This window comes from Raineyella sp. W15-4, from assembly GCF_033170155.1.
Classification (GTDB): domain Bacteria; phylum Actinomycetota; class Actinomycetes; order Propionibacteriales; family Propionibacteriaceae; genus Raineyella.
Genome location: NZ_CP137079.1, coordinates 3823324 through 3843663, shown reverse-complemented (window position 1 = coordinate 3843663; position 20340 = coordinate 3823324). Strand labels below are relative to the sequence as shown.

Sequence of the window (20340 nt, the reverse complement as noted above, 5' to 3'; positions counted from 1 at the left end):
CCGATGATCCGGATTCTTGTGATCAACCCCAACTCCAGCGTCGAGATGACGTCCAGCATCCTTCGGTCAGCCGCTGTGGCGCGGCTCCCGGGGACCGAGCTCGCTGTCGTACGGACCCCCGACGCTCCCGCCGCGATCGACACCCGGGAGGACGAGGACCGTGCGGTGACCGCCATGCTTCGGTTGCCGGATCTTGTCGGTCCGGCTGACGCCGTGGTGATCGCCTGCTTCGGTGATCCCGGGGTGTCCGAGGTCGCGGACCGCACCGGGCTCCCGGTGATCGGGATGGCGCGTGCGGCGATGGTCCACGCGACCCGCGCCCACGGCTCGTTCGGGATCCTCGCGGCCTCGCACGACGCGGTGGGGATCATGACCGACATGGTCGAGCGCTACGCCATGGGTGACACCTGCGCAGGCGTGCAGGCGATCGGCGTGGGGGTGGCCGAGTTGGACCGGGACCTGCCAGGCCACTGGGACGGGATCGTCTCCGCAGCCCGGCGACTCGTCGCCACCGGGGCGGACAGCATCTGTCTCGGCTGCTCGGCCCTCGGGCCGGTTGCGGACGTGCTGTCGGCGGAGCTGGGGGTGCCGGTGCTGGACGCGGTGCCGATAGCGGTGTTGGCGGCCCGGGCCGAGGTCGTGACACGGGCAGGATCCGAGGTCTGAGGCGGGAGGACTCATGAGGATCAAGGTGATCGTGCCTTTCCCCTTGGGAGAGGACGAGGTCCGGTTGCGGGCCTCGCAGCTGCGCCCGACACTGCTGGGGGCAGGCGTCGAGGTCGACTATCAGCCGGTACGGGCCAGTGGTGAGCTGGCTGACAGCCCGTACGACAACCTGCTGATCGACATGTACATCGTGCAGGCAGGGCTGCGATCGGAGCAGGAGGGCTACGACGCCGTGTGCATCGACACCGCGTCGGATTCGGGGGTGGCGGCGTTGCGCTCCAGGCTCGACATCCCCGTGGTCGGGCCGGGTCACGCGGCGGCCTCCGTCGCCTGCCTGTTGGGGCGGAAGTTCTCCGTCATCAGTACGTTCGACCGATGGGCGGACAACTGTCGTCGGTCCTTGGTAGGGCACGAACTCGGTCACAAGGTGGCGTCCTACCGGGCCCTGGACGTCGGCGCGCCGGACGTCGGCCGCCTGCTCACCGACAAACCGGAGGTGATCGCGGCGCTGGGGGACCTTGCCGAGTCGGCGATCAGCGAGGATGGTGCTGACGTGATCGTGCTGGCCAGCACCACCATGCACCAGGCTGCCGCCGCCCTGGCGGAGAGGCTGCCGGTGCCGGTGATCGACCCGGGTCCGTGGTCGGTGCGGTTGGCGGCAGACATGGTCCTGTTGGGGGCCAGCCAGAGCAAGCGTGCGTATCCCGCACCGGCGCGGCCACGCGATGACCTGTTCCGAGCACTGCCGGGGGTACCGGGCTTCGAACCGCCGGTGGTGACCATTCCGAGCCATTGAGCCAGGTGCTCGGCTGACTAGAGCCGCAACATACACCAGGGACCGCCGGTACGACACCTGACGGTCCCTGGGGATTCTTTACTCTCGCTACGAGATTGACTCCAGAGTACTCCGGGTTCACCTTTTGGCTACCATCGTGCCGGTGTGTTGATGCCCACACGTTAGGGAAGCCTCAGCAATCTCGGTCGGCGTGCGATGAAACCGGCCAACACTAGGGGTGTTGCGGACAACACCTGGGCCAACACCGACTCGGGAACATGGTGGCGTGTTCCGTAGTTCGAGACGCCGCACCCCCAGTTCACCTTGTGTTCACCTCCGGGACCCGGATGGTGACACCCCGACCCCTAGCCTCAGGGGCAATATCCACGTCGAGGAAGCCCTGGAGTGACGATGTTGCCCCTCAGGACCCCCACCCCGTCCACCCCGCCCGCGCCCGACCCGTCCGCCGGGTCCACCCGGACCGTGCAGTCGACGGGCGTGGCTGCGCGGCCGCGTGGCGTCCCCGTCGGGCGGCCGCTGTCGGCGGTGCGCCGGCGCCGGCCACGCTGGATCCTCGCCGGGCTGCTCGCCATGGTGATCGGCGCACTGGGATCCGTGGTGTTGTGGACCCAGGTGGCCGACACCTCCTCCGTCCTGCGACTCAACCGGACGGTCTACCGCGGCGAGATCATCCGGGCCCAGGACCTCAGCCCGGTCACCGTCGGACGACTCAACGGGCTCGACGCGCTGCCCGCGGACGCCGTCGGCACCGTCGTCGGCCAGCCCGCTCGCACCGACATCGCCGAAGGCAGCCTGCTGACCGGCGCCTCCGTCGGTCGGGAGGACCTGCCGACCGGCACGGCGGTCGTCGGGCTCCGGCTGGCGGAGGGCCGGGTGCCGCGGATCCCGCTCGATCCGGGCTCGTCGGTGCTGCTGGTGGAGGCAGGCCCCGAGCCGACCGGCACCGCCGGCGGGAACCGGGCGTTCCGGGCGGAGATCCACCGCCCCGTCGAGACCAGCTACGACCAGGTGGCCGTGCTGGTCGACGTCGCGGTCGCCCGCCGCGACGCCGAGGAGGTCGCGCGGCTGGCCGCGGCCGACCGGATCGTTCTGGTCAGGGGGAGCTGAGATGGCCGTACGCCTCCTGCTCGGCTCGGCCGGATCCCCTGGGGTCACCACGACCGCCATCGGCCTGGCACTGCACCTCCCGGCTCCGACGCTGCTCGTCGACGCCGCCCGGGACGCCGCGCAGGCTCCGCTGGCTGGCTACTTGCGGGGTACCGTCGCTGCCGGGACCGGCCTGGAGGAGTTCGCCCGCCGCCGGCGGATGGGTGCGCCCTTCGACCTCGGGACCGCCGGACTGCCGTTGGATGAGCAGGGGACGCGGCGGTTCCTTCCCGGCTTCGGACACCTGGCAGCCATCGATCTGTTCGAACCCGGCTGGCCGGCCCTCGCGGACCTGTTGCGGCGGACCGCCGACGACGGTACCGACGTCGTCGTCGACGGCGGGCGACTCACCTCCGTCCGACCGGTCGAACCGCTGCTCCGCGTCGCCGACCAGGTGCTGGTGGTGACCCGGACCAGCCTGCGCCATCTGGCCGCGGCGCGGCCCGTCTGCGATGCGATCGACGACCTGCTGCAGAACTCCCTGCGGGCCACCCGCGTCGGGCTCGCTCTGGTCGGCGAGGGGATGCCCTACGACCGCCACGAGGTGGCGGCGCAGTTCGGCTGGTCCGTCGACCTGGTGCTGCCCCACCTGCCCGAGCACGCCGCCGTCCTGTCCGACGGGGCGGTGCCACCGCGGCGGTGGGAGCGATCACCGCTGCTGGACGCGTTCCGGTCATTCGAGGAGGTGCCGGCATGACCGACCACCTCCCGCTGGACCAGGTCCCCCTGATGGGCCGGCGCGCCATCATCGACGTGGTCGACCGAGCGCCCGACGGACCGTACGCCGCCCCTCGTCGGGCCGGCACGCGCGCCCCCGGATCCGTCCCCGATCGTGGCTCCGGCACACGGCCGGGTGGTCCCACTGCGGTCGACTGGGGTGTGGTGGTGACGCTGCGTCGGCAGGCCGCCGCCGAGATCAGCGACCGGGTGCAACACCACTACGACCAGTACGGTCGGACGATGCCCGATGCCGACCGGCAGCTGATGGGACGCGCCGCGATCCGGCAGGTGGTCCGCGCCCACGCCGAGCAGCTCCAGGCCTCGGGCACCGCGCTGTGGGATCTCGACGACGAGGAGGCGTACGTCCGGGCGGTGTCCAGCGCCGTCTTCGGTTACGGCCGGCTGCAACCGTTGTTCGAGATCCCGACGGCGGAGAACGTCGAACTGCACGGCTGCGACTCCGTCGTCATCCAGTACGGCGACGGCCACCGGGCGGAGCACCCGCCCGTCGCCGACTCCGATGAGGAGCTCGTCGAGGCGATCCGGTTCCTCGGCGAGCAGGCCCGCCCCAGCCGCCCGTTCGACGACGCCCACCCGAGCATGACCCTGGCGCTCGGCGACCGCTTCCGGCTCCACGCGATCGGCTTCGGGCTCTCCTTCCGGCCCTCGATCACCATCCGCCAACACCTGCTCACCGACGTCACGCTGCCCGACCTGGTGGCCGGCGGCATGCTGCCGGAGGAACTGGCCCGCCACCTGCACGCCGCGGTGATGGGTCGGCGCTCGATCGTCATCTCCGGTGACCAGGGCGCGGGCAAGACCACCCTGCTGCGGGCCCTGATCGCGGCGATCCCGGCCAACGAGCGCTTCGGCACCCTGGAGACCGACTACGAACTGCTCACCCACCTGCTGCCGCACCGGCGCAACATGATTGCCCTGCAGGCCCGGATCGGTCAGGGGGAGGTGGTCGGCGGCCGCCGGGTCGGCGAGGTGACCGTTGCCGACCTGGTGCCCGAGGCGCTCCGGCAGAACCTGTCCCGGATCATCGTCGGTGAGGTGCGTGGCGCCGAGGCGGGGGCGATGTTCGAGGCGATGCAGTCCGGAGCCGGAACGATGTCGACGACCCACTCCCACTCCGCGGCCTCGACGATGGACCGGCTCGCCGCTCGGGTGGCGCAGGGCGGAGTTCTCACCGTCGACGAGGCCTACCGGCAGATCGCGCACAACATCGACCTGTTCGTCCACGTCCGGCTGATCGACGACACCTGGCGCGGCGGGACCCGGCAGCGCCTGGTCAGCGAGGTACGCCAGGTGACCGGTGCCCTGGAGAGCGGACGGCCGGTGACCCACCTGCTCTACAACGCCCTGCCGAGCGCCCTGACACCTCCGGTCTTCGACCCCGAGCCGACCCTCAGCGCCGAACTCGAGCGCTACCGCTCCGCCTGGCCGGGTGTCCGATGACCGCCCTGGTCGCGCTGTGCGGCGGGCTACTGGCCGTGGGCACCCTGCTGGTCGTCGCGGGGTTCCTTCCGCGGGAGGTGCCCCCGCCCGTTCGGTCCGCCACGCGTACGGTCGCCCCGGCGCGGAGCCTGCCCGAGCGGTGGGCGACCCTGACCCGGCGTCCCCCGGGCGCGGCCGGGCGGCGCCGGGACGCCCGCCTGCTCGCCGGGTGCCTCGGCGGCGTCGTGGCGTACGCCCTCACCGGCTGGGTGGTGTGGTTGGCGATCGTTCCGCTGGCGGTGATCGCCCTGCCCTACCTCCTCGCCGACCCCCCGGCGCCGACGATCGAACGGCTCGGCGCTCTGGACCGGTGGATACACAGTCTCGTCGCCACCCTGCCGACCGGCCAGTCGATCGGTGACGCCATCCGGACCTCCCGGCGGACCGCCCCCGCACTGCTGTCGCCGCACCTCGATCGGGTCGTCAGGCGCCTCGACCAGCGCTGGACCGTCCGGGACGCGCTGCGGGAGATGGCCGACGGTCTGGCCGTCCCGGAGGCGGACGCCGTCCTCGCAGCCCTCGGCCTGGCCGCCCACCGTGGCGGCACCGGCGCGACGGCGACCCTCGAGGCGCTGTCCGGCTCGCTCCAGCAGATCCTGGCGGCCCTGCGCGAGATCGAGGCGGAACGCGCCAAGCCACGGATCGTGGTCCGCCAGGTCACCGCGATCACCCTCGGCATGCTGGGGATCGCCCTGGTCTTCGGCCGCGACTTCTTCGCCCCGTACGCCACCGGTCTGGGCCAGCTCCTGTTGCTCGGACTGGTCGCCGCCTACCTCGGTTCGCTGGCGATGATGCGACGACTGACCCGGCCCCGGCCGCGCCAGCGGATCCTGACCGGAGCCCTCTCGTGACCGCCCCCGCCTGGACCTTGCTGGTCGCCCTGCTGGGGGCCGCCATCGGCGTGGGCTGCGTCGCTCTGGTCCGAGGCCTCCGCCCGCCGATCCCGGCACTGAAGGACGGGCTGGCACTGCTCGACACCGCCCCTGCCGCGGCGGCGGAACAGGATCCGGTCGGCCCGGCGTCCGCCGCCGGCGCCGCCAGGGGATCGCTCCTGGACCGGCTCGGCCGGTGGCTGGCGGCCCACCCGTTCACCCCACTTCCGGCCGCGCAACGCCGTGCTCTCGATGCCCGCGGCGTCCCGGTGCCCGAGTTCATGTCCGAGAAAGCGGCGTACGCGCTGATCGGAGCGGTGACCCCTGGCGTCCTCGCCGGGTGTATCGGCTTCTTCGCCGACTGGACCCTGATGGTGCCGGTCGGGGTCGCGTTGGCGGGCGCCGTGCTGGGCTGGTTCGTGCCCGACCTGACGCTGCAGCAGCGGGCTCCGGCGATCCGTGAGGACCTGGCGGAGGCACTGTTCACCTTCTTCGACCTGGTCACCCTGGAGCGGCTGGCCAACCGGTCGGCGACGCAGGCACTCGCCGCTGCCGCGGCGGTCTCTGACGCACCGCTGTTCCTGCAGATCCGGGCCGCCCTGGAGCGGGCCCGGCTGGAGCAGCGCCCCCCGTACGCCCAGCTGCGGACGCTCGGCACCCACCTGGACCTGCCCGAGCTCGCCGACATCGCCGACGTGATGCAGCTGGAGGAGTCCGGCGCCTCCCTTACCGGCGCGCTCCGCGCCCGGGTCCGCGAGCTGCGCGACGCGCACCTGAGCGCGCGGAAGATCGCGGCGGCGAAGGTGTCCGAACAGATGACCGTCTTCATGGTCATCCCGTCGATGGTCTTCGCCCTCGTCTTCCTCGTACCTCCGTTGCTCCGCCTGACCGGCGCCGGAGGTGCCCCATGACCGACCGACCCGACGTGACCGACCGACCTGACCGAAGGAGACCCAATGCAGGTCCTGACCACCCTGATCACCACCCTGCTCCAGCTGACCACCGGGCCACGCCCCCGCGACGAGCGCGGGTTGTCGCAGAGCACGGAGAACGCCATCCTCCTCGCCGGCGCAGTCGCGGTCGCCACGATCGTGATCACCGCGGTGACCGCCTACGTCCAGGGCCACCTGCCGACCTGATCCCCGCCGGTGGGCGGGCCCCCGACCAGCGCGGGCTCACCGAGGGTCTGCAGTGGGCGCTGCTGTGGCCGGTGGTGATGCTGCTCGTGCTCGGCACCGTGCAGCTGGGGGTCTGGTGGCACGCCCGCCTCACCCTCGGCGCCGCGGCCGCGACCGCCGCCGACCTGCTGAGCGTGGAGGGAGCGAACACCACCTCGGCGGAAGCGGCGGCCCTCCGAGTGGCGGCGTCCGGCGGTGTCGAGTCCGTCACCGTCAGCGCCCGCCGCGGACCCCGGCAGGTCGACGTCGTGGTGCGTGGCACGGCCCCGCTGGTCATCGATCTGGGCCTGTCCCGGCTCGAGGTCACCGCCACCGCACCCCGGGAGCTGGCCCGATGAGCCCGGTGAGCGGTCGTCCGTGGTCGGTGTCGCGGTCGGACCGCGGTGCCGTCGCCCTCGAGCTGGTCGTCCTGGTGCCGGCCCTGATGATGCTGATCGGGCTGGTCGTCGGCGGTGCGCGGATCTGGACCGCCCGGGCGACGGTCGACGAGGCCGCCCACCGGGCGGCGCGGACCGCCACCGTGCTGTCCGACGCCCGTGCCTCCGCCGGGGCCGCTGAGGAGACGGCCCGGGCCAACCTCACCGACGTGCCCTGCCGGGACACGACGGTGGCCGTCGACGCGGCCGCCCTGCACCGCCCGCCCGGGACCCCTGGCACGGTCCGGGTGACGGTCGGCTGCACAGTGGCCCTCGGCGACCTGATCCTGCCGGGGCTGCCCGGCGAACTGACCCTGCAGGCGGGCGCCGCCAGTGTCGTGGACCGGTATCGGGGGCGATGATGCGGACCGTACGAGGCCTGCTGGCCCTGGCCGTGCTGCTGGGATCGCTGATCGTCGTGCCCTGGCTGCTCGTCACCTGGGGGCTGTACCCGGCGCCCGGCGACCTCGGTCTCGACCGGCTCCTTCTGGTGCCCGACGACGGGCGGGTGCTGCTGTGGCTGCTGACCGGGCTGGGCTGGGTGGTCTGGTTGTTGTTCATCCTGTCCGTCGGCGTGGAGGTCGTCACGGTCATCGGCGGCCGCGCCGTACGGCTCCCCGGGCTGCGCTGGATGCAGCTGGTCTCCGGGACCCTGCTGCTGGCGGTGTTGCTGATGCTCGGGGTCGGTCAGCGGGAGGGACCGCCCTCGCCGGGGGCCGCCGTCGCGGTGGCGTACGCTGCGCCGGCGCAGCCGGCCGACCCGGTCGGGGCCACAAAGCCGTCGTCCACGGGGCCGTCGTCCGGCAAGCCGGCGGGGCCGGTCGGGACCGACGGGACGACCGCTGCGCAGCCCGAGACGTTCGAGTACCGGGTGCAGCGCGGCGACGACCTGTGGACTCTGGCGGAGACCTATCTCGGCGACGGCCTGGAGTGGCGGCAGATCCGCGACCTCAACCCCACCCTGATGCGCCACGATCCCGACCACCTCGAGGTGGGTTGGGTGCTCACCATGCCGTTGCCCGCGCCGATCGAGACGCCGGTGGCGACCGTATCGACGCCGATCGAAGCACCGACGACCGCGACACCGGCGCCGACGGAGACGTCGGTCACCACACCGGCGGCGGTCCCGGCCGTGGCAGCGGAGGCGGCGTCCCCGGCACCGGCAGACACGGCGTCGCCCGGACCAGCGGAGCCGGCGCCCGTCGAGCCGGCATCCCAGCTTGATCCCGACCGGGAGCGGAGGCTGGCCCTGGGCGGCATCGGCGCCCTCACGGCCACCGGGGTGGTGGCGGGTCTGGCCGGCCGCCGACATCTGCAGCTCGTCCAACGGCCTGTCGGACAGGTCCCGCAGCATCCCACCGAAGGCGCCGAACGGCTGCGCAGCGCCCTGCTGGTCAGCCAGGTCCCCGAGGAGGTCGACGTGGTGGAGTGGGCCGTCCACATGGTCGCCCGCCACGCGCTGCGGACCGGAGTGATCGGCGGCCTCGACCGACTGCGGGTCGGCAGGGCCGAGCTCGAGTTCGTCTGGGACGACCGGGTGGGCACGACGCCCGGGACAGCCGGGGTCCCCGGGCCGCCGGGGCCAGCCCCGGAGCCGTTCGTCGACAGCGGATCCTCCTGGCTGGTGGCTCGCGCCGATGTGCTGGCCGATCGCCGGGCCGCGTCCGGCGAAGAGCTGCTGCGCCCGTGGCCGGCCCTGGTCACCCTCGGCACAGACGACGCGGACACCTATCTGGTCGACCTCGAACGGTGGGGCCGACTCAGCGTCCATGCCGACACCGCCGAGCGCGCCGGGGAGATCCTCACCTCCCACGTCCTCGAGCTGATCACCAGCACCTGGTCGGGCGGCGCCCGGGTCATCGTCGTGGGCGATGACGGCGGTCTGGTCGACGTCAGCGGGGCCGACCACGTACGCCACGTCGACGGACTCGACGACATCATCACCAGCTGGGAGTCCACCGCCGCCACCCAGCAGTCTCTGGTCGCCGTGGCCGACGCTCCGGTCCCCGTGCTGCGCCTCGATCCCGACTTCGCCGAGGCCTGGGCCCCGCAGGTCCTCGTCCTGCTGGCGGACATCACCCCCGCGCAGCGGCGCCGGCTCAGCGACCGGTTCAACCACGCCCACCGAGGACCGATCGTCCTCATCTCCGAACACCCCGGCGGCGAAGCGACCCTGGTCGTCGACGAGGCGCCGTTGCGGGCGCGATTCGAACCGGCCGGGCTCACCCTCGCCCCGCAGCGGGTCGGCCGTCGGGCCCGGGACGCGGTGATCGAACTGCACCGGATCACCGCCCCCGAAGCCCTTGTCCCCGCCCGCTGGGCCGAGGGGTACCCGGAAGTCACGCCGATCACTGCGGTCGTCGATCTCGACGCCGCCGTCGAGGAGGAGCCCCCGATGTCAGACGATCCGAGGCTCCTGCTGCTGGGCCCGATCGAACTGGAGGGCGCCCGCGGGGCGCCACCGAGTCGCGCTCCGCGCCAGTGCCTGGAGTACTGCGCCTGGCTGCTGGAGCACCCGAACGCCAGCTCGGTGGAGATGACTCGCGCGCTGCTGGTGGCGGAGAGCACCCGGCGGTCCAACATGAGCCGGCTGCGGGGTTGGCTGGGTCAGGCGACCGACGGTCGGCCCTACCTGCCGGAGGCCTACTCGGGCCGGATCCGGCTGCACCCGGCGGTGCGTTCCGACTGGCAGGAGGTGCAGGTCATGCTCGGGCGGGGCATCGGCGAGACCAGCAGCGCCACCCTGGCCGCGATCCTCGACCTGGTCCGGGGCGCCCCGCTCGCGGACGCCCCGCCGGGCGACTGGGCCTGGGCGGAGGAGTTGCGGATCGAGTCCTCCTGTGCCCTCCGCGACGTGGCCCACGAACTCGCCGGGCGGGCCCTTGAGGAGCGCGACCTCGATCTCGCCAAGTGGGCGGTCGGGCGTGGTCTGGTGGCCGCGCCGGGCGACGAGCTGCTGCTGCGGCAGCTGCTGGTCGCCGAGCACCGGTCGGGCAACACCCGCGAGGTGGAACGGCTGGTCTTCACCCTGAACAGGCAGGCCCACACCCTCGGCATCGACCTGCTCCCCGAGACCGTCACCACCATGCAGGAGGTCCTGGAGGGCGGGATCAGGATCCGGTCGGCCGGTGGGCCGCGGCGGGCGGCGGTCTAGGAGGTGGGGGACACCGGCCCGCGGCTTCGGGCGGAAGAAGCCGGTGCGTCGAGCACGGCGTTCAACAATTGTGCAACGGCGGCGTATCCTCGGTCCATGGCTGGGACCATCGGATTTCGTCCGACCGAGGAGGACGAGCGCATCCTGCGCGAGGCGGCGCTCCCGGGGGAGTCCACCTCTGACACGCTGCGGCGCGCACTCAGGCTGCTCGACCACGAGCACTGGCTGGAGCAGTTCCGTGAGGACGCCCACCGGCTCCAGGACGAGGATCTGACCACCGAGCCGGAGGCGTGGTGATCCGAGGAGCGGTCTACCGGATCGACCTGGGACCGACCAGGGGGCACGAGCAACGCGGCAAGCGCCTCGGCCTGGTGGTCTCGCCGACGGATTCCCCCTTGTCGACCGTTGTCGTCATCCCGACCTCGACGCAGGCCCGACCCACCGTTTTCAGGCCGACGTGTGAGATCGCGGGACGGATCACACGTCTGTTGGTCGACCAGATCCGCAGCATTGACATCGACTACCTGATCGGCGACCCGGTCGACTACCTCACCCGTGACCGGATGGCCGAGGTGGAGGTCACCGTGGGGCACTACTTGGGCATCCTGCCCGACGTACTCACCGACGGCCGGCACCTCCGGTAACCGCAGACCCCCGTCGGAGACGACCCACGACCCGGGCGCCGCGCCGATCGCCTGACAGCGGCGGTCCCGGCTGGTGATGATGGTGGGAACCCGTCTTCACCCGGAGGTCAACGATGACCGACCACTCCACTGGGCCGGCGCAGGTTCCCGACGCCGCCGTACGGCTCGATCTCTACTCCACCATGGTGCTGGCCCGCACCTACGAACTCGCCATCCAACGCGAATACCACGCCGACAAGGGCCCCGGCTTCGACATCGGCAAGGGACTCGTCCCCGGCGAGATGCACCTGGCCGCCGGTCAGGAGCCCGTCGCCGCCGGGGTCTGCGCCCACCTCACTGCTGACGACGCCGTCACCGCCACCCACCGCCCGCACCACTTCGCCATCGCCCACGGCGTCGACCTGCATCGGATGACTGCCGAGATCTTCGGCCGTGAAACCGGTCTGGGCCGCGGTCGCGGCGGCCACATGCACCTGTTCGATCCCGCCGTCCACTTCTCCTGCTCCGGCATCATCGCCGAGGGCTACCCACCGGCGCTCGGCCAGGCGTACGCCTTCAAGACCCGCGGCACCGGCAACGTCGCCGTCGCCGTCACCGGGGAGGGTGCCGCCAACCAGGGCGGCTTCCACGAGTCCCTCAACCTCGCCGCACTGTGGAAGCTGCCCGTCGTCTTCGTCGTCGAGGACAACGCCTGGGGCATCTCGGTGCCCCGCAGCGCCTCGACCGCCGTCGCCTCCAACGCCGTCCGGGCCGCCGGCTACGGCATCCCCGGCGTACGCGTCGAGGACAACGACGTGGACGCCGTCTACGCCGCCGCCGGCGAGGCGGTCGCCCGCGCCCGGGCCGGGGAGGGGCCGACACTGCTCGAGGTCGCCACGCTGCGGATGCTCGGCCACTTCGAGGGCGACGCCCAGGGCTACCGGCCCGAGCTCGCCGAGGTGGCCAGCCACGATCCACTCCCGGCGTACGCCCGGCGCCTGCAGGACGCCGGGATCCTCGACGAGGCCGGCATCGCCCGGGTCGCCTCGGTCGCCACCGAGCGGGTCGAGGCCGCGATCACCTTCGCCAAGGAGAGCCCGCTGCCCGATCCGGCCGATGTGCTCACGTACGCGTTCGCCGAGGAGGCCTGAGATGAGCACCACCGCACCCGGCACCGGATCCACCCCGGTCCGCCGGCTCAACACGTCGAAGGCGATGGCCGAGGCGATCGCCCAGGAGATGCGAGCCAACCCGGAGGTGATCTACCTCGGCGAGGACGTCGGCGCCTACGGCGGCATCTTCGGCTCGACCACCGGGCTGCTCGACGAGTTCGGCCCGACCCGGATCATCGACACGCCGATCTCGGAGACGGCCTTCATCGGTCTCGGCATCGGCGCCGCGGTCGAGGGCATGCGCCCGATCGTCGAGCTGATGTTCGCCGATTTCCTGGGCGTCTGCCTCGACCAGATCTACAACCACATGGCCAAGATCCACTTCGAGTCCGGCGGCAACGTGACGGTCCCGATGGTGCTCACCACCGCGGTCGGCGGCGGCTACTCCGACGGCGCCCAGCACAGCCAGTGCCTGTGGGGCACCTTCGGCCACCTGCCCGGGATGAAGGTGGTCGTGCCGTCCAACCCGGCCGACGCCAAGGGGCTGATGACCGCCGCCATCCGCGACGACGGCCCGGTGGTCTACATGTTCCACAAGGGGGTGATGGGGCTGGCCTGGATGGCGAAGAACCAGCGCTCGATCGGCGTGGTGCCCGAGGGCGACCACGTGGTGCCGATCGGCACCGCCGCGGTGGCCCACCAGGGGGCCGACGTCACCGTGGTCACCCTCGGGCTGTCGGTGCACCACGCCCTGGACGTCGCCGAGAAGCTCGCCGGGGAGGGCATCGGCGTCGAGGTGATCGACCTGCGTTCGGTGGTGCCGCTGGACCGGGAGACGATCATCGCGTCCGTCGCCAGGACCGGCCGGCTGGTGGTCGTCGACGAGGACTACCTGTCCTACGGGCTCTCCGGTGAGGTGATCGCCTCGGTCGTCGAGGCCGACCCCGGGCTGCTCACCGTGGCACCGCGGCGGGTGGCGATGCCGGACATCCCGATCCCGTACAGCCATGTCCTGGAGTACGCGGCGCTGCCGCGGCCGGAGAAGATCGAGGCCGCGATCCGGGAGGTGCTGCGGTGACCGAGGTGACCTTCCCGGAGATGAGCACCGAGGACCACCACGCCACCGGCGTCGTCGCCACCTGGTACGCCGCCGATGGGGAGCAGGTCGCCGAGGGGCAACTCGTCGCGGAGGTGCAGATGGACAAGGTGGACGCCGAGGTGATCGCCCCCTCCGCCGGCACCATCACCCTGCTGGTGGCGGAAGGAGAGGAGGTCGTCCAGGGGACGGTGATCGCCCGGATCACCCAGGGTCGCTCCGGAGTGTGACGTAGGTTACGCCACTGCTGATGCGGGTGGGGCTGGCACAAGGACTCTCGTTATGGAACCGTTACCTCGGCTGCCCGATTTGGGGTCGGCTTTCTCTTACGGGTACGCCGGTGAATCGCTAGTGTGACGACGGTCTCACTACCCTGTGAGCCGTCTCACCCCAGGAGCGATTCCATGCCCAGCCCCGCCCGCTACAGAGAGGTAGAGCAGTCGGCTGAGTTCGTCGAATTGCGGAGGAAGTTCCGCAGCTTCGCGTTCCCGATGACCGTCGCCTTTCTCGTCTGGTACTTCGTCTACGTCCTGCTGTCCGTGTATGCCGTCGGCTGGATGAGTACCCGCATCGCCGGGAACATCACCATCGGACTGCTGATCTCCTTCCTCCAGTTCGTCACCACGTTCCTCATCACCTGGCTCTACATCCGGCACGCGAACAAGTCCCTGGACCCGCTGTCCAGGAAGTTGAAGGCCGACCTTGAAGGCGATCTGGAAGGGAGTGGGCTCTGATGTTCCCGCTCGCCACGTTGGGCAATCCGGCTGTCAACATCGGCATCTTCGTCGGCTTCGTCGCCATCACGCTGACCGTCGTCATCATGGTGACTCGCGGCGGCCTGAAGCGTTCCGGTGACTTCTACACCGGCGGCGCCGCCTTCTCCGGCCGTCAGAACGGGTTCGCCATCGCCGGCGACTACCTGTCCGCCGCATCCTTCCTCGGCATCGTCGGCGCGGTCGCGTTCTACGGCTACGACGGCCTGCTCTACTCCGTGGGCTTCTTCGTCGCCTGGCTGGTCGCCCTGCTGCTCGTCGCCGAGCCGCTGCGCAACACCGGCCGCTACACGATGGCCGACGTCATCTCCTACCGGGTGCAGGACCGCCCGGTCCGGATGGCCGCGGCGATCTCGACCCTGCTGGTCTCCTTCTTCTACCTGCTCGCCCAGATGGCCGGCGCCGGTGGCCTGGTGGCGCTGCTGCTCGGTATCGACTCGAAGGTCGGCCAGAACCTCGTCATCGTCGTCGTCGGTCTGCTGATGGTGGCGTACGTCCTGATCGGCGGTATGAAGGGCACCACCTGGGTGCAGATGATCAAGGCGATCCTGCTGATCATCGGTGTCATCGTGATGTCGGTGTGGGTGATGGCCCGGGTCGGGTTCAACCTGTCCACGCTGATCCAGCAGGCGATCGACCACGTCAACACGGTCAAACCGGGCACCGGCGACCACCTGCTGGAGCCGATGGGCAAGTACGGCACGAACAAGCTCGGCTTCATCTCGCTGTCGATCGCCCTGGTGCTCGGCGCCTCCGGCCTGCCGCATGTGCTGATGCGCTTCTACACCGTGCCGACGGCCAAGGAGGCCCGCCGCTCGGTGACCTGGGCGATCGGCCTGATCGGCCTGTTCTACCTGCTGACGATGATCCTCGGCTTCGGTGCCGCGTGGCTGGTCGGGGCGGAGAAGATCAAGGCGATGCCCGGCGGGGCGAACGCGGCGGCCCCCGCCCTGGCGTACGAACTCGGCGGGACCATCCTGATGGCGCTGATCTCCGGCGTGGCGTTCGCGACCATCCTCGCGGTCGTCGCCGGTCTGACGATCACTGCCTCGGCGTCGTTCGCACACGACATCTACAACTCGGTGATCCGCAGGGGCGAGGCCGCCCCGCGGCAGGAGCTGCGGGTGGCCCGGATCGCCTCGATCATCATCGGCCTGATCTCGATCGTCGGTGGCGTGGTCGCCAACGGCCAGAACATCGCCTTCCTGGTGTCGTTGGCCTTCGCGCTCGCGGCGTCGGCGAACCTGCCGTCGATCCTCTACACGCTCTACTGGCGCCGGTTCAACACCCGCGGCGCGCTGTGGAGCATCTACGGCGGGCTGATCTCGGCGATGGTGCTGATCATCTTCTCCCCGGCCGTGTCGGGCAATTCGGCGGCGATGTTCCCGCAGGCCAACTTCGCCTGGTTCCCGCTGGACAACCCGGCCCTGGTGTCGGTGCCGATCGGCTTCATCCTCGGCTGGCTCGGCACGATCACCTCCGAGGAGCACGACGAGGACAAGGCTGTGGAGATGGAGGTGCGGTCCCTCACCGGCGCCGGCGCGGGCGGGGCGGTCGACCACTGAGCCTCGTGGTGCACTTCCCACAGTCCGAGTCCACCGTCCCACAGCCTGAAAAGTGTCTGTGAGACCATGGACTGAGGGTAACCTTTCGACTATCGTCGATTCAGGTGCGTCGAGAGGCGCCCGTCGAGACGTCGCACGCTGACATCATCCCCCCCGTACGCCAGCGATGCGACAACCCCAGTGGTCGGCCACCTCGGTGGTCGACCACTGTTGGGTTTTCAGGGCGCTGTCGGTTCGAGGGGCACCGTTGGGTTTCGCGGGGGCCGGCAGGGTTCGGGGGCTTCGGGTCCACCGGGCCGGCCGGGTGGTCGGAGTGCCGGTTGCGCCACCCGTACGCTGGGGACGTGACTCCCGCCTCCGTGCTCATGATGGTCCTCGGCCTGGTGGTGACCGCCATCACCGTGGTGGCCATCGTACGATCCCGCCGCACCGGCCTCGACGAGATCTACCAGGGGATCACCCCTGGCCAGTTGCCCGGTCCCGGTCAGCCGGCGCTCACCCGGCGGGTGCCGGACAGCGAGTACACCAGGGCAGTCGCGGTGCAGTTCACCCCACCGAAGGGCCTGCGGCCCGGGCTGGTCGGCACCGTCTACGACGGGCTCGCGGAGAGCCGCGACGTCACCGCCACGATCGTCGACCTGGCGGTGCGCGGCTATGTGAAGATCACCGCGGTCGAACCCGAGGAGGCCGACAGTCCGGCCGGGCCGGGTCGGCAGCGTCCGATCGCCCGCCGTGGCGGCAAGGACCGGCCGGACTGGGAGATCATCGCCCAGGACCCGCCCGCCGATGACGAGCTGTCGGTGATGGAGGCCCACCTGCTCAACGGCATGTTCGCGTACGGCCCCTCGGTGCGGATCTCGCAGCTGACCGGCGACTTCGGCCAGGTGATGCGCGAGGCGGTGCAGGCGCTCTACACCGAGGTGGTGCACCGCGGCTGGTATCGGCGCCACCCGCGGGCCAAGAACGGTCTCAGCGGCGCCGCGCTGTGGGGCCTGGCGATCGGCGGGGCGGTGGTGATGGTCGTCATCGGCGGCGTCGGCGGGGCCGTCGGCGGCGTGCTCGCGCTCGGGTCGGCGGGAGCCTGGTCCCGTTGGGGACGGGTCCGCCCCGGGCGGACCGCGGAGGGCACCGCCGTCCGGATCCAGGCGCTCTCCTTCGAGGAGTACCTGCGGACCGCCGAAGCGGACCAGATCAGGTTCGAGGAGGCCGCCGACATCTTCTCCCGCTACCTGCCGTACGCGATCGTGTTCGGGGTCGCGGACCACTGGGCCAAGGTGTTCGGCGAGGTGGCCGCCAAGGCCCAGCTCGCCGGCTACGACACGCTGGACTTCGGCCTGGACTGGATCGACATGATGATCCTCGCCGATCTGCTCGACGTCCCCGAGCTCGCCCTGCTGCTCGGCGAAGGGGTGGCCGAACTGATCGGCGATCTCGACGTCTCCGGGGTCGCCGATGCCGTCGGCGGCGGTCTGGAGGCGTTCAGCGACGGGGTAGCGAACTTCGTCGACTCCACCAGCGGGCTGGACAGCCTGGGTGACGGTTGCGACGGCTGCGACCTCGACTTCAGCTAGGCCCGCCGGAGCCAGGACCGCCGGTCCCGCGGTCAGGCCCGGTCCGCGGTCAGGCCTGCTGGTCCGCGGTGGGCGGCATCGACGGATCCTCGATGCCCGCGGCGTGCAGCGCGGTGCGGATCCGGCTGAGCGCCTCGCGCTGGAAGCCCCACTGCTGGTTGGCGAGGGTGTCGGCGGTCGCCCGCAGCTTCGTCTGCACCGCATCCATGCTGTCGACGCCCAGGACGGTCGGCTCGGCGATCAGCACCTGCTGCCACTCCTCCTCGGCCGCCATGTCGGTCAGCACCTGCTTCATGATCTCGATCGCTGGCCCCGGATCGGCGCCCAGCGCGATCGGCACGTCGATGATCGCCGTCGAGGTGCCCTGTGAGGAGTTGCCCAGCTGGGTGATGTCGCCGTTGCGGACGTACCAGACGACACCGGAGAAGGCGCGCAGCCGAGTCACCCGCAGACCGACCTCCTCCACCCGGCCGGAGATCTTGTCGTTGATCTGCACCCAGTCGCCGACGCCGAACTGGTCCTCGGAGATCATGAAGATGCCGGACAGGTAGTCCTTCACCAGTGACTGGGCGCCGAAGCCGATCGCGACGCCGCCGATGCTGGCGCTCGCCAGCAGCGGGGCCAGCGGGACGCCGAGCACGTTCATGATCGTCATCACCACGATCACCACGATCACGATGTCGGTGACGCTGCGCAGCAGACTCGCGGTGGTGTTCGCCCGGGCGGCGTAGCGCTCGTCGGACATGTCCGCGGCCCGGCGCAGGATCTCGGTGGCCCGGAGCCGCTTGCCGCTGGCGTCCCGGATCATCATCTTGGTGACCCGGCGGATCGTCCGGGCGAGCAGGCCACGGACGATCAGGGCGACCAGCAGCGTCGTCACGATGACGCCGGCGTTGTTGATCCATTGCTCGGGAATCGGCCAGGGCACTGTCACGCTCCGATCAGTCGGGGGAGGATCGTCTCGATGGGCTCGCGCACCACCGCGTCGGCGCGGCGGTCGTACGGTGTCGGCTCCCCGTTCACGATGACGATCCGGGCCCCCGCCGATCCTGCCACGGACACCAAGCCGGCCACCGGGTGGACCGTCAGGCTGGTGCCGACGGCCAGCAGCAGGTCGCAGTCCTCCGCGGCGGCGTACGCGGCAGTGAGCACCCGCTGGTCCAGATTCTCGCCGAACAGGATGGTGGTGGCCCGGATGACGCCCCCGCAGGAGGGGCAGCGCGGGTCGGGATCGCCGGCCCGGACCCGGGCGACCGCCTCGGCCATCGGCCCCTCCGCCCGGCAGGTCTCACAGCGCCAGGTGTGGACGTTGCCATGCATCTCCAGCACGGCGCGGCTGCCGGCCTGCTGGTGCAGGCCGTCGGTGTTCTGGGTGATGATCGCCCGCAGCCGACCCTGGTCCTCCAGCCGGGCCAGGGCCCGGTGCGCGGCGTTGGGCCGGGCCTGCCAGACCGAGGAAGCGGCGCGGTAGCGCCAGGCGGCCCGGCGCACCCCCTCGTCGTACAGGTACCAGTCCAGGGTCGAGATCCGTTCGGCCTCGGGGTCGGCGGTCCACAGCCCGGCGGGGCCGCGGAAATCCGGGATGCCGGAGGCGGTCGACAGCCCGGCGCCGGTGAGGACGGTGATCCGGGTGGCCGCCCCGAGCAGCTCCTTCGCCGTCGCCCGCTCGGCGGCCGGATCCTCCCCGGTCACGAGGTCCACGCCGCCAGCAGGGCGGCCGCAGCGTCCCGCGGGGACGGCCGGCCACAGATCGCCGACACCACGCTGATCCCGTCCACGCCGGTGGCCCGCACCCGGCGGACCCGGTTGAGGCTGATCCCGCCGATGGCGACACTCGGCCACGGGCTGGCGGCGGCGACCGCGGCCGTACGCTCCGGGCCGCCGGCCCGGGCCGCGTCTGGCTTGGTCGCGGTGTCCCAGACCGGGCCGATGCCGACGTAGTCGATCAGGTCCTCGCCGAGGGCCTGCGCCACCTCGAGGTGCCGGGTGGTCTGCACCGACAGCCCGAGCAGCCGGTCCGGGCCGAGCAGCGTACGGGCCTCGTCGATCGGCAGGTCGCCCTGGCCGACGTGGGCGCCCTCGGCGCCGATCTCGGGCACCAGGTGGACCCGGTCGTTGACGATCAGCGGGACCCGGCCCGCCAGTGCGGTGTGCAGGGCGCGGCCGATCCGGACGAACTCGTCGTCGTCCACCCCGGTGTCGCGCAACTGCACCAGCGTCACCCCGCCCTCGACCGCCTCCAGCACGGTCCGGACCAGGCCGTGCTCGGCGGTCATCACCGGGTCGGTGACGAGGTAGAGCCGGTAGTCGGCGTGGGCCCGTCCGCCGCGCGGGCCGGTCATCGTTCCTCCAGTGCCACCCGGGCGGCGAGCTTTTCCGGGGTGATCGACCCCAGTGCGTCCAGCAGGCCGACGGCGAAGGAGCCGGTGCCGTTCTTCGGCGCCTCCTCGGCGGCCAGGCAGAGCAGCGTGGTGGCCGCAGCGGCGGCCGTCAGCCGGTCGGCGGTGACCGCGGCGAACCCGGCCATCAACGCCCCGAGCGCGCAGCCGACACCGGTGACCCTGGTCATCAGCTGGTGCCCGTTGCTCAGCGCCAGGGTGCGGGCGCCGTCGGTGAGGTAGTCGGTCGGGCCGCTGACCGCGACGACGGCGCCGAGGTCGGTGGCGAGCCGGCGGGCGGACTCCACCGCGTCGTCGGAGGAGTGCGAGGACTCCACCCCCTTGCCGCCGGCCCCGCCGAGCAGGCCGAGGATCTCCGAGGCGTTGCCCCGGACGATCGCCGGATGCGCCGCGAGCAGCTCGACGGCGACCTGCGTACGCCACCCGATGGCGCCCGCCGCGACCGGATCCAGCACCCACGGCACGGCGTGCGCGCTGGCCGCGGCCGCGGCCAGCCGCATCGCGGCGACGGTGTGGTCCTGCGGGGTGCCGAGATTGATCAGCACGCCGCCCGCGACGGCGGCGAACTCGCCGGCCTCGTGCGGGTTGTCGACCATCGCCGGGGCGCCCCCGGCGGCGAGGACGACGTTTGCGGTGAAGTTGGTCACCACGGTGTTGGTGAGGCAGTGCACCAGCGGGACGGTGGCGCGGAACTGCTCCAGGGCGACGGCGAGGGCGGACGGCACGGTGGACGAGGACGGCGCGGACTGCATG

At 71.6% G+C, this 20340-nt stretch carries 23 protein-coding genes; 19 read left to right on the top strand and 4 right to left on the bottom strand.

Annotated elements, in window-relative coordinates:
• The first annotated feature begins 3 nt into the window (after positions 1 to 3).
• The 19 genes from R0145_RS17785 to R0145_RS17695 all read left to right on the top strand — a co-directional run bounded on the left by R0145_RS17785 (position 4) and on the right by R0145_RS17695 (position 17188).
• The gene (locus R0145_RS17785) at positions 4 to 666 is read left to right on the top strand and encodes an aspartate/glutamate racemase family protein (RefSeq protein WP_317838283.1); all 663 of its coding nucleotides are present in this window, start codon (positions 4 to 6) and stop codon (positions 664 to 666) included.
• A gap of 13 nt (positions 667 to 679) precedes the next feature.
• The gene (locus R0145_RS17780) at positions 680 to 1462 is read left to right on the top strand and encodes an aspartate/glutamate racemase family protein (protein WP_317838282.1); all 783 of its coding nucleotides are present in this window, start codon (positions 680 to 682) and stop codon (positions 1460 to 1462) included.
• A 390-nt stretch (positions 1463 to 1852) separates the two neighbouring features.
• A complete protein-coding gene (locus R0145_RS17775) occupies positions 1853 to 2569 on the top strand; it encodes an SAF domain-containing protein (protein ID WP_317838281.1) in 717 nt (238 codons plus the stop codon).
• Between the two features lies 1 nt (position 2570).
• Positions 2571 to 3305, top strand: a complete 735-nt coding sequence (locus tag R0145_RS17770) for a hypothetical protein (protein ID WP_317838280.1) — start codon at positions 2571 to 2573, stop codon at positions 3303 to 3305.
• 32 nt (positions 3306 to 3337) lie between these two features.
• Complete coding sequence (locus R0145_RS17765) at positions 3338 to 4789, top strand: CpaF family protein (RefSeq protein WP_411742129.1); 1452 nt, start codon at positions 3338 to 3340, stop codon at positions 4787 to 4789.
• A complete protein-coding gene (locus R0145_RS17760) occupies positions 4786 to 5679 on the top strand; it encodes a type II secretion system F family protein (RefSeq protein ID WP_317838278.1) in 894 nt (297 codons plus the stop codon). Before R0145_RS17765 ends, R0145_RS17760 begins: the two co-directional genes overlap by 4 nt.
• Positions 5676 to 6611 (top strand): type II secretion system F family protein, encoded by a 936-nt coding sequence (locus tag R0145_RS17755; RefSeq protein WP_317838277.1) that lies wholly within the window; start codon positions 5676 to 5678, stop codon positions 6609 to 6611. The genes R0145_RS17760 and R0145_RS17755 overlap by 4 nt, the downstream gene beginning before the upstream one ends.
• A gap of 27 nt (positions 6612 to 6638) precedes the next feature.
• Positions 6639 to 6839 (top strand): hypothetical protein, encoded by a 201-nt coding sequence (locus R0145_RS17750; RefSeq protein WP_411742128.1) that lies wholly within the window; start codon positions 6639 to 6641, stop codon positions 6837 to 6839.
• The gene (locus tag R0145_RS17745; protein ID WP_317840272.1) at positions 6836 to 7216 is read left to right on the top strand and encodes a TadE/TadG family type IV pilus assembly protein; all 381 of its coding nucleotides are present in this window, start codon (positions 6836 to 6838) and stop codon (positions 7214 to 7216) included. The genes R0145_RS17750 and R0145_RS17745 overlap by 4 nt, the downstream gene beginning before the upstream one ends.
• The gene (locus R0145_RS17740; protein ID WP_317838275.1) at positions 7213 to 7656 is read left to right on the top strand and encodes a TadE/TadG family type IV pilus assembly protein; all 444 of its coding nucleotides are present in this window, start codon (positions 7213 to 7215) and stop codon (positions 7654 to 7656) included. The genes R0145_RS17745 and R0145_RS17740 overlap by 4 nt, the downstream gene beginning before the upstream one ends.
• Positions 7656 to 10448, top strand: coding sequence for a LysM peptidoglycan-binding domain-containing protein (locus tag R0145_RS17735; RefSeq protein ID WP_317838274.1), 2793 nt, complete (start codon positions 7656 to 7658; stop codon positions 10446 to 10448). Before R0145_RS17740 ends, R0145_RS17735 begins: the two co-directional genes overlap by 1 nt.
• 96 nt (positions 10449 to 10544) lie before the next feature.
• The gene (locus R0145_RS17730) at positions 10545 to 10745 is read left to right on the top strand and encodes a hypothetical protein (protein ID WP_317838273.1); all 201 of its coding nucleotides are present in this window, start codon (positions 10545 to 10547) and stop codon (positions 10743 to 10745) included.
• Entirely contained in the window at positions 10742 to 11092 is a 351-nt protein-coding gene (locus R0145_RS17725; RefSeq protein WP_317838272.1) for a type II toxin-antitoxin system PemK/MazF family toxin, read from the top strand. Before R0145_RS17730 ends, R0145_RS17725 begins: the two co-directional genes overlap by 4 nt.
• Positions 11093 to 11205: 113 nt before the next feature.
• The gene (locus tag R0145_RS17720) at positions 11206 to 12222 is read left to right on the top strand and encodes a thiamine pyrophosphate-dependent dehydrogenase E1 component subunit alpha (RefSeq protein WP_317838271.1); all 1017 of its coding nucleotides are present in this window, start codon (positions 11206 to 11208) and stop codon (positions 12220 to 12222) included.
• Between the two features lies 1 nt (position 12223).
• Positions 12224 to 13261, top strand: a complete 1038-nt coding sequence (locus tag R0145_RS17715; RefSeq protein WP_317838270.1) for an alpha-ketoacid dehydrogenase subunit beta — start codon at positions 12224 to 12226, stop codon at positions 13259 to 13261.
• Complete coding sequence (locus tag R0145_RS17710; RefSeq protein WP_317838269.1) at positions 13258 to 13509, top strand: lipoyl domain-containing protein; 252 nt, start codon at positions 13258 to 13260, stop codon at positions 13507 to 13509. The genes R0145_RS17715 and R0145_RS17710 overlap by 4 nt, the downstream gene beginning before the upstream one ends.
• A gap of 174 nt (positions 13510 to 13683) precedes the next feature.
• On the top strand, positions 13684 to 14013 hold the full coding sequence (locus R0145_RS17705) for a DUF485 domain-containing protein (RefSeq protein ID WP_317838268.1): 330 nt from the start codon (positions 13684 to 13686) through the stop codon (positions 14011 to 14013).
• Complete coding sequence (locus R0145_RS17700; RefSeq protein ID WP_317838267.1) at positions 14013 to 15617, top strand: cation acetate symporter; 1605 nt, start codon at positions 14013 to 14015, stop codon at positions 15615 to 15617. Before R0145_RS17705 ends, R0145_RS17700 begins: the two co-directional genes overlap by 1 nt.
• Positions 15618 to 15961: 344 nt before the next feature.
• A complete protein-coding gene (locus R0145_RS17695) occupies positions 15962 to 17188 on the top strand; it encodes a DUF2207 family protein (RefSeq protein WP_317838266.1) in 1227 nt (408 codons plus the stop codon).
• 49 nt (positions 17189 to 17237) lie between these two features.
• Here the strand turns inward: R0145_RS17695 and R0145_RS17690 are convergent, their stop codons facing one another.
• From R0145_RS17690 to thiM, 4 genes are read right to left on the bottom strand one after another with little or no spacing between them, the layout of a single operon-like run.
• Complete coding sequence (locus R0145_RS17690) at positions 17238 to 18116, bottom strand: mechanosensitive ion channel family protein (protein WP_317838265.1); 879 nt, start codon at positions 18114 to 18116, stop codon at positions 17238 to 17240.
• A 2-nt stretch (positions 18117 to 18118) separates the two neighbouring features.
• Positions 18119 to 18889, bottom strand: a complete 771-nt coding sequence (locus tag R0145_RS17685) for a Sir2 family NAD-dependent protein deacetylase (RefSeq protein WP_317838264.1) — start codon at positions 18887 to 18889, stop codon at positions 18119 to 18121.
• Positions 18877 to 19530, bottom strand: a complete 654-nt coding sequence (gene thiE, locus R0145_RS17680; RefSeq protein WP_317838263.1) for a thiamine phosphate synthase — start codon at positions 19528 to 19530, stop codon at positions 18877 to 18879. The genes R0145_RS17685 and thiE overlap by 13 nt, the downstream gene beginning before the upstream one ends.
• The gene (gene thiM, locus R0145_RS17675) at positions 19527 to 20339 is read right to left on the bottom strand and encodes a hydroxyethylthiazole kinase (RefSeq protein ID WP_317838262.1); all 813 of its coding nucleotides are present in this window, start codon (positions 20337 to 20339) and stop codon (positions 19527 to 19529) included. The genes thiE and thiM overlap by 4 nt, the downstream gene beginning before the upstream one ends.
• Between the last annotated feature and the right edge of the window lies 1 nt (position 20340).

Coding starts and splice junctions, on each gene's coding strand:
- R0145_RS17705 (WP_317838268.1), top strand. CDS start 13,684: ATGCCCAGCCCCGCCCGCTACAGAGAGGTAGAGCAGTCGGCTGAGTTC.
- R0145_RS17715 (WP_317838270.1), top strand. CDS start 12,224: ATGAGCACCACCGCACCCGGCACCGGATCCACCCCGGTCCGCCGGCTC.
- R0145_RS17740 (WP_317838275.1), top strand. CDS start 7,213: ATGAGCCCGGTGAGCGGTCGTCCGTGGTCGGTGTCGCGGTCGGACCGC.
- R0145_RS17730 (WP_317838273.1), top strand. CDS start 10,545: ATGGCTGGGACCATCGGATTTCGTCCGACCGAGGAGGACGAGCGCATC.
- thiM (WP_317838262.1), bottom strand. CDS start 20,339: ATGCAGTCCGCGCCGTCCTCGTCCACCGTGCCGTCCGCCCTCGCCGTC.
- R0145_RS17770 (WP_317838280.1), top strand. CDS start 2,571: ATGGCCGTACGCCTCCTGCTCGGCTCGGCCGGATCCCCTGGGGTCACC.
- R0145_RS17760 (WP_317838278.1), top strand. CDS start 4,786: ATGACCGCCCTGGTCGCGCTGTGCGGCGGGCTACTGGCCGTGGGCACC.
- R0145_RS17765 (WP_411742129.1), top strand. CDS start 3,338: ATGGGCCGGCGCGCCATCATCGACGTGGTCGACCGAGCGCCCGACGGA.
- R0145_RS17780 (WP_317838282.1), top strand. CDS start 680: ATGAGGATCAAGGTGATCGTGCCTTTCCCCTTGGGAGAGGACGAGGTC.
- R0145_RS17700 (WP_317838267.1), top strand. CDS start 14,013: ATGTTCCCGCTCGCCACGTTGGGCAATCCGGCTGTCAACATCGGCATC.
- thiE (WP_317838263.1), bottom strand. CDS start 19,530: ATGACCGGCCCGCGCGGCGGACGGGCCCACGCCGACTACCGGCTCTAC.
- R0145_RS17785 (WP_317838283.1), top strand. CDS start 4: ATGATCCGGATTCTTGTGATCAACCCCAACTCCAGCGTCGAGATGACG.
- R0145_RS17720 (WP_317838271.1), top strand. CDS start 11,206: ATGACCGACCACTCCACTGGGCCGGCGCAGGTTCCCGACGCCGCCGTA.
- R0145_RS17735 (WP_317838274.1), top strand. CDS start 7,656: ATGCGGACCGTACGAGGCCTGCTGGCCCTGGCCGTGCTGCTGGGATCG.
- R0145_RS17775 (WP_317838281.1), top strand. CDS start 1,853: ATGTTGCCCCTCAGGACCCCCACCCCGTCCACCCCGCCCGCGCCCGAC.